The 14,523-nt window shown below is 70.0% G+C and carries 1 protein-coding gene (running past one end of the window); it reads left to right on the forward strand.

What is annotated here, in order from left to right; all coding sequences use genetic code 11:
- Positions 1-14,523 carry the 5' portion of an SDR family NAD(P)-dependent oxidoreductase gene (locus ACL03I_RS20290; RefSeq protein ID WP_412806693.1) on the forward strand. 7,230 nt of this gene lie beyond the right edge of the window, so only the first 14,523 of its 21,753 coding nucleotides appear in the window; the start codon lies at positions 1-3; its stop codon lies beyond the right edge, outside the window.

Raw genomic sequence — 14,523 nt, forward strand, 5'->3', positions numbered from 1 at the left:
ATGTCGGATGATGGGTACGACCTACGGGTCTTGCTGACGCGGGCGCTCCGCCGGATTCAGGAGTTGGAGGCGCGGCCGCAACGCGAGCCGATTGCCATCGTGGGAGTCGGCTGTCGCTTTCCCGGCGGCGCGGAATCCCCGCAGCAGTACTGGGAACTGCTGTCCTCGGGCCGCGACGCGATCGTCGAGGCGCCGGAGAACCGTTGGGTGGTAACGGATTCGGCGCCTCGACGGGCGCGGCGGCGAGCCGGGCTGCTCGCGGGTCCGATCGATGCGATGGACGCGGAGTTCTTCGGGATCGCGCCGCGCGAGGCGGCGTCGATGGATCCGCAACAGCGGCTGGCCCTCGAAGTGGCTTGGGCGGCAATGGAAGACGCCGCACTGGTGCCGGGTGGTCCGGCCGCGGCCCGCACGGGGGTGTTCCTCGGTGTCAGCTGGCAGGAATACCAGCGCACGATCACACCGGACTGGGTGAGTTCGGTGGACGCGCACACGCTCACCGGGACGATGTCGAGCATCGTGGCGGGGCGGGTGTCCTACGTGCTCGGATTGCGTGGTCCGGCGGTGGCGATCGACACCGCGTGCTCGTCGTCGCTGGTGGCGGTGCATCAGGCGTGCCGCAGTCTGCGGGCTGGGGAGTGCGACGTCGCGTTGGCGGGCGGAGTGAATCTGCTGCAATCCGAGCTGACTTCGGAGGCGCTGGCCCGCATGGGCGCGCTCTCTCCGGATGGGCGCTGTCGCCCCTTCGACGCGCGCGCGAACGGGTATGTGCGTGGCGAGGGCGCGGGTGTCGTTGTGCTCAAAACGCTTTCGCGAGCGCTCGCCGATGGTGACGAGATCAGGGCGCTCGTCCGAGGCTCGAGCGTGAACCACGACGGTCGTTCCATGGGGCTGACCGCACCGAATCCGACGGCACAACGCGAGTTGCTGCGCGACGCGTTGACCGACGCCGGGTGCGCCGCCGATCGGATCGGCTACGTCGAGACGCACGGCACGGGCACGCCGCTGGGCGATCCGATCGAGATCGAGGCGTTGTCGCAGGTGGTCGGCGTGCCACGTGCGGATGGGTCGGTGTGCCTGCTCGGTTCGGTGAAGTCGCAGATCGGGCACCTCGAGGCGGCCGCGGGCGTCGCCGGGCTGATCAAGGTGGTGCTGCAGATGCAGCACGAACGAATTCCACGTCAGCACGATTTCGCCACAATGAATCCGAAGATCAGGCTCGACGGCACGGCGCTGGCGGTGCCGACCGACGACGTCGCCTGGCCGCAGACGCGACAGCCGCGATTGGCAGGGGTGAGTTCGTTCGGATTCGCGGGCACCAACGCACATGTGGTGCTGGAGCAGGCACCCGAGCCCCTGGCGCGTGCCGATCCGAATGAGCCTGCGCTTTTGGTCATTTCGGCGCGCACCCGGTCGGCCCTCGATGCGCTGGCCCACCGCTATGCGGAGCAGTTGGACCGGCAGGAGATGCCGCTCGCCGACGTCGCCGCCACCGCGGCGCTGGGACGCACGCATTTCGCGTACCGGCGAGCGGTCGTGGCCAGGACAGCCGAGGAAGCGGCGCGCGATCTCGCGGCACCGTCAGATCGGTCCATCGATCCGGATCCGGGCAAGCCGCGGGTCGCGATGCTGTTCACCGGGCAGGGCGCACAGTACGCCGGGATGGGCGCGGCGCTCGACCGCAGGTACCCGGCTTTCCGCACGGCGCTCGACCGGTGCGACGAGTTGTTGGGACCGCTTCGCGGCGGCCTGCGTCTGCGGTCGGTGCTGTTCGAGGCGGACGACGATGTGCTGGCCCGTACCGAGTACGCGCAACCGGCCTTGTTCGCGCTCGAATGGGCCTGCGCCGAGCTGTGGTCGGCGTTCGGCGTCCGCCCCGACGTCGTGTTGGGGCACAGCCTCGGTGAACTGGTCGCGGCGACCGTCGCGGGCGTGTTCGATCTCGCCACCGGTTTGCGTCTGGCTGCCGAACGGGGCCGGTTGATGCAGGCAGTGGCGCAGCAAGGGGCGATGGCGGCGGTCTTCGCCGCGCCCGTGGAGTTCGAAACACTGTTGGACGAGCTCTCGGCGAGTGTGTCGGTCGCGGCGGTCAACAGCCCTGGGCAATTCGTCGTGTCGGGATCGGTGGACGGGGTGCAGCGGGTTGTGCGGGCTGCTGAGGAACGGTCGATCCGTGCCGTGCGGCTGCCCGGGACGGCGGCGTTCCACTCGCCCCTGCTGGATCCGATGCTCGACGACTTCGAAGCCAGGGTCGCCGAGTTGGTTCCCGTCCCGCGCGCGGCGACGATTCCGCTGGTGTCGAACGTGACCGGCACGCGGATCGAGGGCCTCATGGATGCGGCGTACTGGCGCGCGCATGCCCGTGGCACCGTCCGTTTCGCCGAGGGTGTGCGCTCGGCCGCCGAGTCGGGCGTGGATGTCTACCTCGAGGTGGGACCGCATCCGGTGCTGTCGGAATTCGGGCGGCACACCGACCCCGCCGCTGTGTGGGTGCCGAGCATGCGCCGGACGTCCACCGACGACGAGGTGCTGTTGACCGGGCTCGGCGAGCTGTATCGCCTGGGCGCTGAAATCGACTGGAGCGCAGTGGTTCCGCTGGACGCGCGCAGGCGCAACGGCCTGCCCACCTACCCCTTCGAACGAGAGCGGGTCTTTGTGCCGATCGAGAGCGCGTCGCCGAGCACGGGGTATCTCGCCGAGCATCGCTTTCGCGACCATGCGGTGGTGCCCGCGGCAGAGCTCGCGTTGCGCGCGTTGCATGCGGCCGGAGGCGCAGGCCACGAGCTGATCGACTTCGTCGCCGCGCGACCGGTGCCGCTGGAGGAGTTGTCCGAGCCGCTGGTCTCCGATGTGGGCGGTCGCGCCGAGGTGCGGTTCCACGTCGACGAGGGCGCGGTCACCGCGGTGTCCGCGACGGTTCGAGCCGCCACGAATCGACCCCGCGATTCCGACGAACTGTCCGCGGCTCGGCTCGCGCTGTCCACCGAAGAGAATGTCGCGGCTTTCTACCGCCGGTGTGCCGATGCCGGATTGACTTTCGGCCCGCGATTCCGCTGGATCACGCGATTGTGGTCCGGCGAGGGCCGCGTGCTCGCCGAACTGACGCGCCCGGCGGAACTCGCCGACGAACCGGACGCCTGGCTGCCGTGTCTGCTCGACGCCGCGATCCAGACCGGTCTCGCGTTGGTGTCCGCAGATGGCGACGCGGCGCGTCTGCCGGTGGGTATCGGCCGTCTGCGTCTGTCCGGCCAGGGTGCGGGGGCAACGGCGTGGGCGCTGACCGAGCGCACCGGCCGCACCGTTCGTCTGACGGTCTTCGATACCGCGGGCGCGGTTGTCTGCGATATCGAAGACGTATGGTTCGCCGAGTCCGGCACTGCCGGGCAGCCGCAGGATCGGGATAGCATGTCCGGCTTCACCCACCGTCCGACCTGGGAGCGCGTCGTGGCGTCGCCGAGCGGACGGGCGCCCGCCGCCGCGTTGGTGGTCGGCGTCCGGCAGCAGGCGGACCGGCTCGCCGCAGCGCTGCGCGCCGCGGGTACCGATGCGGTATCCGTGGAGCGTACGACCGATCCGGACGTGTGGCCCGGCGACGACCGTGCGGTGATCTACCTCGCCGATGCCGAAGCGGACGACAGCGCCGAATCGGCGCGGGTGGAAACGCGATTCGCGCTCGCGGTGGTGCAACGGATGGCTCGGCTGGTTTCCGACGCACCGTTGTACCTGGTGACAATGGGGGCGACCGGAGCGCTCGCCGGGGAACCCGTGCGTCCGGCCGCCGCGACCCTGTGGGGATTGGGTGCGGTGACGCGCACCGAACTGCCCGAGTTGCGGTGCCGCCTGATCGACCTGCCCGCGGACGCGCGCTGCGACGACCACCGCTTGGTGGACGAGATTCGCTCCGGCGCCACTGATTTCGCGATCGCGCTGCGCGGGCGTCACCGTTACACGACGCGGATGCAGCCCTCCGACGAACCGGGCGGGGCGCCCGAGGTGAAACGTGGCGGTGCGTATCTGATCACCGGCGGACGTGGCGCGCTGGGGTTGACTGCCGCGCGGACGCTGGCCGAGGCCGGCGCGGGCACGATCGTGCTGGCCGGGCGCAACGGCCCGACCTCGCGAGACGAGCGGGGGATGGCGCGGATCGCGGCTTCGGGGGCGCGAGTCGAGACCGCGGTGGTCGATGTCGAAGACCGGAATGCGTTGTCCCGCCTGATCAGCCGCTTCGGCGTGGAGTTGCCGAGGCTGGCCGGGGTCGTGCACTGTGCGGGAGTTCTGGACGACGCCCTGTTGTTCGAGCAGTCCGCCGGGCACATCGACCGGGTGTTTGCGGGAAAGGTCGCGGGCGCGTGGCACCTGCACGAGCTGACCGCGGGACAGCCGCTCGATCTGTTCGTGCTGTTCTCCTCGGTCAGCGCCGTGGTGGGCACCGCCGGGCAGGGCAATTACGCCGCGGCGAACGCGTATCTCGATGCCCTCGCCCGCCTGCGGCTGGCTCGAGGACTGCCTGCCCTGAGCATCGCGTGGGGGCCGTGGGCGGGCACCGGCATGGCCGAAGGGCTGAGCGAAGCCGCCCGCCGCGCGTGGGCGCGCCACGGTGTCGGCGAACTGGCCGCCGAAGACGGTGTCCGAGCATTGCGTTGGCTGCTGTCGGCGGAGGGAGTCGTGTCGGTCTTTCCCGCCGTCACGGAGGTTCCGGCGGAGCCGGAACCGGTCGCCGCGGTCGAAGCCCAGGATTCGCGCGATCCGGCGGAACTGCGGGAACTGGTGCGCACCCACGCCATGACGGCACTCGGCCGCACGACAGCGGTTTCCGACCGCACGCCGCTGCGAGAACTCGGGCTCGATTCGATGATGGCGGTCGAGCTGCGCAACGCGCTGTCCGCGGATCTGGGGATGCGACTTCCGGCGACGCTGCTGTTCGATCATCCGACGGTCGCCGCGGTCTCGGAGGAGATCGCCCGGCTCGGCGCCACGTCCGCCCCCGGCCGCACGGCAGGGCAGCAGGCCGAACAGCGACCGACCACGCGCATCTCCGAGCAGCTCACAGCCCCGGTATACCCAACGAAACTTCCGGTTACACCTAGTACACCGAACGTGTCTCAGCTCACAGCACGCGAAGCCGAGCTTGCCCCGGACGATTACGCCGACGCGATCGCGATCGTCGGCGTCGGCTGCCGTTATCCCGGCGGCGTGCGCGGGCCCGCCGATCTGTGGCGCCTGCTGACCACCGAAACCGACGCGGTGACCGAGGTACCCGCGCACCGCTGGGACGTGGACGCCGTCTTCGATCCGGACCCGGATGCCGACGGCAAGACTTACACCCGCTGGGGCGGTTTCGTCGACGGTGTCGAGGATTTCGATGCCGGATTCTTCGACATCTCCGTCGGCGAGGCCCGGATGCTGGACCCGCAGCAGCGGCTGCTGCTCGAAACTGCGTGGGAGGCGCTCGAACACGCCGGTTACCCGGCGAGCCGCCTGGAGGGCAGCCGGACCGGCGTCTTCGTCGGTGTGATGTCCAACGACTACGCCGAACGGATGGCGCGGGCCGACCTCGCGCCCGATGCCTGGTTCGGCACCGGAAACCTCTCCAGCGTCGCCTCCGGCCGACTGTCGTATTTCCTCGGCGCGCAGGGGCCGAGCCTCACCATCGATACCGCGTGCTCCTCGTCGCTGGTGACCGTCCACACGGCGGTGCGCAGTCTGCGCAGCGGCGAATGCGATCTGGCGCTGGCGGGCGGCGCCACCGTGGTGCTGACGCCTTCGCTCGACATCTACTTCGCGCGGGCGCGCGGCCTGGCCGCCGATGGCCGGTGCAAGAGCTTCGACGCACGCGCTGACGGCGTCGTCTGGAGTGACGGCGCGGGAATGCTGGTGCTCAAGCGGCTGGCGGACGCGCGGCGGGACGGCGATCGGGTGCTGGGGCTGGTGCGCGGCTCCGCGGTCAATTCCGACGGCCGCAGCCAGGGATTGAGCGCACCCAACGGTCCGGCGCAGGAACGGGTCATCCGCGCGGCGCTGGCGGACGCGGCCGTCGAGGCGGGGGACATCGATTACGTCGAGACACACGGCACCGGCACGGCACTCGGTGATCCGATCGAAGTGAACGCCCTGGCCGCAGCCCTAGGGGAGGGTCGCACGGAAACCACGCCGCTGTGGATCGGGTCGGTGAAGTCGAATCTCGGGCACACCCAGGCGGCGGCGGGCATCGCGAACATCATCAAGGTGATCGAGTCGATGCGCCACGAGCGCATTCCCGCCTCGCTGCATTTCCGTTCGGGCAATCCGCATATCGACTGGGATTCGGTCGCTATCCGGGTGGTCGCCGAAGAGCGACCGTGGCGGCGTTCTCGACGGCCCCGGCGGGCGGGGGTGAGCGCCTTCGGGATCAGCGGGACGAACGCGCACGTGGTGATCGAAGAACCGCCGCAGGTCTCGGAGGCCGATGCCCCCGACGATGCCGGGCCTCATTTGCTGGTCCTGTCGGCGAAAAGCGCCGATGCCCTGCGCGAACTGGGGGCTCGCTACCGGGATCTACTCGTCGCCCACCCTGAGATCGCATTGGTGGATCTTTGTGCGCGCGCCGCGCTGGGCCGAACACACTTCGGTGAGCGCGTGGCGATCGGTTTCGACACTGCCGCGCAGCTGCGTGCCGCGCTCGAGAACGTCGCCTCCGGGGTCACAGTGAGCGGGTCGGTCGCTGAGGTGTCGAGCGGGTCGCTCGAACTGGCTCGACGGTATGTCGATGGCGCCGAGATCGATTGGGGTGCCGTCTATTCCGGTCACCATTGGCGACATGTCGATGTACCGGCCTACCCGTTCCAGCGCAAACGGCATTGGTTGGAGCTGACGCCGCGCCGGGACGACGCACACGCACCACGCGCCCTGCGGCTCACCCCGGAGATGTTCGCAGGACATCGGCTGCGTGGTCTGCCGACAGTGCCCGCGGCGTGGCTGAGCGTTCAGCTGAACGAGATCGCCACTCGACTGCCCGGGGCATGGGAAGTCAGGAAGCTGCGGCTGATCACGCCGTTGGAGGTCACCGCCGAAGCAGTGGTGCGGGTCGTGGTCGAACCCGGCCCGGACGGCCATGATGTGCGCTTCCTCGGCTCCGACGACGCCCGAGCCGGTTATGCGCAAGCGACACTCACTGCGGCGCAGCCTGAGCCGGTGAAACCGTATGCGGCAGACTCCGCTCATTCCGATGCGCGCATCTGGACCGCCTACTACGACGCTCTCGCCCGGCTGGGCCTGGACCTGGGTCCTGACTACCGCTGCGCCCTGGAGTTCCGGCGGATCAGCGCCACCGAGGCCGAGACGGTGTTCCGGTTGGCCGGTGACGGCACGGCGCTCGATCCGATCCTGCTCGATGCCTGTCTGCACAGCATCGTGGTGACGGCTACCGGGGGCGAGGAGTTGTTCTTGCCGTCGGAGATCGATCGTGTCCGATTCTTCGGCAACCCGACGGCGGGGGATGCGACCGTGCGGTGCCGGGTGCGGGTGACCGAACGAGGGAGGCGGATCATCGTCGGTGACGCCACCCTGTACTCGGAGTCCGGGCGGCCGCTCGCCAGCGTTCAGGGTGTGAGCCTGCTGGCCGCGAAGTTCGATACTCTGCCGGAATCGTTTGCCGCGGAGTCGGACTCGACAAGACTCGCACGTCTGCTGCATCACGTGGAATGGGCTCCTGTCGAGGGTGGCGTGCGCGAGGAACCTGCGGGTCGATGGCTGATCTTCGGTGACGGAGCGGTCGGGGACGCTGTCGCCGCCGGATTGAGCGCGCGGGGCGCTGAAATCGTGATGATTCGCCCCGAGGACGGGCACGCAGCCGACGAGATCCTGTCTTCCGAGGCCGCGAATTCGTTTCAAGGCATAGCCTTCGCGTGGACGGCGGCTCCTGCCCAGGTTCGCATCGAAGCCGCCCTGCGGTTGACGCGCGCTCTGGACTCGGCAGCACACCGGCCTGCCGCGCTCTGGTTGCTGACCGTGAACGCTCAGCGCGTCACCCCGGCCGACCTGCCGGACCCTGATCAAGCTTTGCTGTGGGGTTTCGGACGCACGCTGGCCACCGAGCACCCCGAGTTCGGATGCCGATTGCTGGACCTGCCCGCGGAAACCATCGTGGACAGCGCCCCGATCGTCGATGGTTTGCTCAGCGGCCGCGCCGCAGGCGAATTCGCCCTCCGCGACGGCCGTTGGCTGACCGCGCGCGTCGCCGAAGGCCTCGCGTCCACTGACTACCGGTTGGTGGCGCACCGTTCCGGCGAGTTCGAACGGATGCGGTTGGAGCCCGGTATCCGACGCGCACCGGCAGCAGGGGAAGTCGAAATCGTCGTCGCCGCCACCGGCCTCAACGCCCACGACCTCTGGGTGGCCTCGGGCATCCATCCGGATGGGGCGGGACCGCTGGGTTCCGAGTGCGCGGGCCGGATCACCGCGATTGGTGCCGGGGTCGAGCAATTCGCGGTCGGTGACCGCGTCGTCGCCTTGGCGGCCGACAGTTTCGCCCGCCACGTGACGGTGGACCAGGCCATGGTGGCCCGGCTGCCGGACGACCTGCCCTTCGCCGACGGCGCGACCGTGCCCTACGCCTTCACCACCGCCTGGCACGCGCTGTTCGACCTCGGCGGTCTGCGCGCCGGGGACCGGGTGCTCGTCCACGGCCCCGCCGATGGCATCGGCATGGCCGCGGTGCAGCTCGCCGTGCACGCCGGAGCGCAGGTGTGCGCGACCGCCGCGCTGTGTCGCTGGGCGCGGAGCACGGGTCTGCCGGTCACACAGATCCATACCTGGCGCAGCCACGAGTTGGGCGAACGGGTTCGGGCGGCGACCGCCGGGCACGGACTGGACGTCGTCGTGCACACCTCGGGGGACGGCTTCGCCGCACACGCATCCGAAGTACTGCACGCGGGAGGACGATTCGTCGAGATCGTCGACCCGGTGCAGACCGGAACGGTGCATCGGCATGCGGATGTCGACCACCGGACCTTCGATCCGGTCGCTGTCGACCCGCGGCGACTGGGCGCTGCCTTGCGCAGTGTGCTGGCACTGTTCGAGCAGCGCGCTTTGACCACGCTGCCGCACGCTGCCTACGGCATCGATCGTGCCGCCGAGGCGTTCCGCGCCATGTCGCAACGAGATCATCCCGGTCGCGTCGTCCTGCTCGGCAAAGACGTCCCGGTTGCCGCGGGCGGCGACCGGTTGCCCGATGGCACCTATCTTGTGACGGGAGGGTTCGGCGGCCGCGGCGCCGCGGCCGCGCACTGGCTGGCCGACCGCGGAGCACGGCATTTGGTGCTGGTAGGCAGACGCGCGCCGGATCCCGCAGGGGAACGGCTGCTGGAATCGCTGCGCGGCACCGGCGCTCGAGTGACGGCGCGGCAGGCGGATGTCGGCGACCGCGCGGCCGTCGCGGAACTGCTGCAGAGCATTTCGGAATCCGGATTCCCGCCACTGCGCGGCGTGGTCCACTGCGCGGGAGTGCTCGACGACGGCGTGATCAGCGAGCAGACCTGGTCGCGGTTCGAGACCGTGCTCGGACCCAAATACCATGCGGCGCGCCACCTCGATGAGCTCACCCGCGATCAACCGATCGAACTCTTCATCACCTACTCCTCCGTTGCGGGCGTACTCGGCACCCCTGGCCAGGCGAATTACGCCGCGGCCAACGCGGCATTGGATGCGCTGGCCTGGCGGCGGCGTGCCGAGGGACTGCCCGCGCTGAGCATCGGATGGGGGCCGTTCGCCGACGTGGGCATGGCCGCCGATCGGCCCGACGTCACCGCACGTCTCGTGCGGCGCGGGCTGCCTCCGCTGTCCGCGGGCGACGCGGCCGCGGCGCTGGAGCACCTCGTCCGGCACGACAGTGCTGCCCCTGGCGTCTTCGAATTCGTGCCGGAGCGGTGGTATGCGCAGCGCATGCCGCAGATCGCGCCGGCCGTACCGCCGACGATTCGGCCGGAGACCACCGGGGTACCGCGAACGCAGTCGGCGTCCGACGATCTCGCTCCGTGGGAGGCGCTCGTCCAGCGCGTCGCGATGCGGGTACTCGATCGCGCGGGCGAACTCGATCCTGATCTGCCACTGCACGACACGGGCGTCGACTCCCTGACCGGAATGGAACTGCGGGCCGCACTCGCCGTCGAGGTCGGAATGCCGCTGCCTGCCGGGCTCGTCTTCGACTATCCGACTGTGCGTGAGATGGCGCGGTTCCTGCACCGCAAGGGCGCAGCCGCTCCCAGCGGAGGCACAGCCGCTCCCGCCGGCGGCGCGAACGTGATCGCCGCTGATGTGCCCTCGTACGCGGCCGATTTGCCTCTGGCCGGGGCTGACGATTTGCCCCCCGCCGGGGCTGAGGTGCCCCCGGTCGTCGCCGACGTGCCTCTGGTCGCGGCTGACGTGCTCTTGCCTGCGACGGACGTGTCCGCTGTCGCGGCCGACGTGTCCCCGGTGCCCGCTGACGCGCCCTTGGTCGCGGCTGATGTGCCCCCGGTCGCTGACGAGGTGAACCCGGTCGCACCCACGCCGCGGTACCCGATCGCGACTCCACCGAAACAGTCTGCGAGACAGGATGTTTCGCCGGGCATCGACTTCGAGACCGACCGGACCGACGACGACCCGATCGTCATCGTCGGCATGAGCTGTCGTTTCCCCGGCGGGGTGCGCACACCGGAGGACTTCTGGGACCTGCTGTGGCACGGACGCGACGCGATCACCGAGGTGCCGCCGCAGCGCTGGGACATCGACGCCTACTACGACCCGGACCCGGCGTCCCTGGGCACGATGTACACCCGCTGGGGCGGTTTCGTCGACGACGCCGACGAGTTCGACCCCGCGTTCTTCGGTATCGGCGCGGCGGAGGCACGCGCGATGGACCCGCAGCAACGCCTGCTGCTCGAAACCACGTGGGAGGCGCTGGAGCGCTCGGGCCGCGCACCCGGCGCGTTGGCGGGCAGCCGCACCGGCGTGTTCGTCGGACTGTGCTTCAGCGAATATCCGGCCACGCCGACCCGAGCCGACCATCCGACCGCGATCGGCGCCTACTCGGTAATCGGTTCGGCGCCGAGCGTCGCGGCGGGGCGCTTGGCCTACGTTCTCGGGCTGCAAGGCCCGGCGATGACGCTGGACACGGCATGCTCCTCCTCGCTGGTGGCGCTGCAAGCGGCGGAAGACGGGCTGCGAGCGGGCCGTTGCGATCTGGCACTGGTGGGCGGGGTGAACCTCCAGCTGGCTCCGGAGACCACCATCGGTTTCTGCCGCCTGGCCTCGCTGTCGCCCGATGGACGCTCGCGAGCGTTCGACGCCGACGCCAACGGCTACGTCCGCGCCGACGGCTGCGGCGTGCTGGTGCTGACCCGGCTGTCGCAGGCCCGGCGCAACGGCGATCGGGTGCTGGCGATCGTGCGCGGCGTCGCGGTGAATCACGATGGACGGTCCAACGGTCTCACCGCACCCAACGGCCCGGCCCAGCAGCGCGTCATCACCGACGCGCTGGAACGGGCGGGCCTGCGGCCGGACACGGTGGACTACGTCGAGGCCCACGGCACCGGCACCCCGCTCGGCGATCCGATCGAGGCCACCGCCCTGGCCGAGGTGTACGGATCGGGCCGCACGCAGCCTCTGCTCATCGGGTCGGTGAAAACCAATATCGGGCACACCGAGGCGGCGGCAGGTGTCGCGGGCGTCATCAAAGCCGTGCTCATGTTGCAGCACCGCCGGATCCCGCCGAGCTTGCACTTGCACACTCCGAACCCGCTGATCGACTGGGCCGGGCTGCCGTTGGAAGTGGTGCGCGAGGCGCGGGACTGGCCGCGCACCGGGCACGAACCGGCGATCGGGGTCAGCTCTTTCGGGATGAGCGGCACCAATGCGCACGTCATCCTGGCGCAGGGTGATCCGGTACTCGCGCCGCGACCGGAATCGCCGACCGCGCAGGTACTCGTCCTCTCCGCGCGCGACGAGACCGCCCTCGCCGACAGCGCGCGGCGCTGGGCAGACCGAATCGACTCGGCGCAGGCGACACTCAGCGATCTGGCCTACACCGCCGCGACCGCGCGGACACACTTCGAAGAACGGCTCGCGGTGGTCGCCGACACCAGCGCCGTCGCGGCGCGAGAGCTGCGTGGGCCGATTCCGATCCGTGGCCGGGTGGAGCGAACCGCGCGCACGAAGGTGGCGCTGCTGTTCACCGGGCAGGGATCGCAGTACCCGGGCATGGCACGCGAGTTGTTCGACTCCGAACCGGTCTTCCGTGACGCGCTGCGGCACTGTGACGCGGTGCTGGGGCCGATCGCGGACGGTATCGGGCTGATCGAGGCCCTCTACGGCGATCACGGTCCGGAGCTGTTGCGTCGCACGGTGTTCACCCAGCCGGTGTTGTTCGCGGTCGAGTGGGCGCTGTGGGAGCTGTGGCGGTCGTGGGGGATCGCCCCGGCGGCGGTGCTCGGGCACAGCGTCGGGGAATACGTCGCGGCCTGCGCCGCCGGGGCGATGAGCGTGGAGGACGCCCTGCGGCTCGTGGCCGTGCGCGGTCGCCTGATGCAGCGCCTGCCGGACGGAGGCGCGATGGTGGCCGTCGACGCCCCCGCCGAGCAGATCTCGCCGCTCGTCGCACGGTATGCGCCCGCGGTGTCGATCGCGGGATACAACGGACCGGCTCAGGTGGTGGTCGCCGGACCGGGAGCCGCACTCGATCCGCTGCGCGAGCAGTTGTCGGCCGACGGTATACGGTCCGCCGATCTCACCGTCTCGCACGCCTTCCACTCCGCGGCGATGGACCCGATTCTCGACGACCTCGCCGCGGCGGCGTCCCGGGCGAGGATGTCCGATCCCGTGATTCCGCTGATCTCCAACCTCACCGGTGCGGTGCTGCGCCCGGGCGAACTCGACCCGCGGTACTGGGCGCGGCATGCGCGTCAGCCGGTCCGGTTCGCACAGGGCTTGCGGGCGCTGGCCGAGCTGGGGATCGACGAGTTCCTCGAAATCGGGCCGCATCCGACGTTGTCCGCGCTCGGCGGGCGCGTGCTGGGTGACTCGGCGCGGTTCGTCGCGTCGTTGCGTCGCGGTCGTGGTGATCGCGAGACGATGATGACGGCGCTGGGACGCCTGTATGTCGGGGGCGTGGCGGTGGACTGGGAGCAGGTGCACCGTCCGCACGATCGTCGGCGCGTGCTCGCACCGACGTATCCCTTCCAGCGGCAACGCTATTGGGTCGAATCCCGGTCCTACGCCGCTGTGGCGGCACCGAGCAGCGCTGGCGACGGGCACACGCTTATCTCCACGCGGTCGGGCAGCGTCTCGGAGGAGCCCGGAACCGCACCGACACCCGCCGTGGGCTACTCGACGCGTCCGGTCGACGCAGTCCTTTCGCACTCTGAGGCCGCCGGCGCAGGACACTCGAAGGTTTCGATGCATCTGCATGCCGAGCTATCGGATCGCAGCGTCACGACCCATCCAACTCGCGGTCACGAGACGGTCCCAGGATCAGGCATCGCAGCCGAGCCGAATCCTCTGACGCACCTCGGGGCCGCGCCTCCGTCGGCCGAGATGGATGCCGTCCCTTATGCGGGTCTTCGGACGCGGCAAGAGATCGCCGCGGCTGCGGCCCGGCAGGCAGATCATTCGATATCGAGCAGCACCGCGACGAATTTCGATCTGACGCTCGGGCCGGAGTCTCCGTCATATCTGGCCGAACATGTCGTGGATCGGACTGTCGTCGTGCCGGGCGCCTGGTTCGTCGCCACCATCGCCGACATCGCGCGCGGACTCGTCGCCGGTGACGTCGTCGCGATCGATGACCTCGTGATCACCAGCGGACTCGCGCTGACCGGCCCCCAGCAGGTACGAATCGTCTTCGACCCGACCGCCGACGGATTCACGGTGCACGTGCAGACGGAAAGCTCGGGCACACACGCCCGCGCCCATGTCCGCACCGGAACGCACCGGATCCCGGCCGCTGCCTCTCTCGGGGAGATTCTCGGCGCCTGCCCAGAACACCTTGCGGCAGCGGAGTTCTACCAACGGCTGACCCACGCGGGCCTGCCTTACGGACCGGCGTTCCGCCGTGTCGTCGGCCTGCGGCTGGGTCGGCGCGAAGCCTTGGCCACGTTGTCGGATTTCGATACCGATACCAGCCCTGGGACGGTGCACCCGGTTCTGCTGGACGCGGCGTTCCAAGCCACCTATGCGGCGATGTCGCCGCGGGCCGACGAGCAGACGTGGGTGCCGTTCGCGATGGACCAGGTACTCGTCTCCGCCGCGGCGGGCACCGTTCGATTCGGCCATGTGCGCGTCCTCGAGCAGACGCCGCAGTTGTGTGTCGCCGATGTTCGACTGCTCGATGAGGAGGGCTCTCCGGTGCTGGTCGCGAACGGATTGCGCGTGATGCCCACGCCGAACTCGGCCGGGCAGTCGTCCGCCCCGGCGTCCCACGATCGGTCGGTCGCGGACACCTACCGTATCGACTGGCGGGAGACCGGCCCGGCGGCGCCGGCCTCCGCGGCCGGGCGCTGGCTCGTCATCGGT

Source organism: Nocardia sichangensis (assembly GCF_047200615.1).
Lineage (GTDB): Bacteria > Actinomycetota > Actinomycetes > Mycobacteriales > Mycobacteriaceae > Nocardia > Nocardia sichangensis.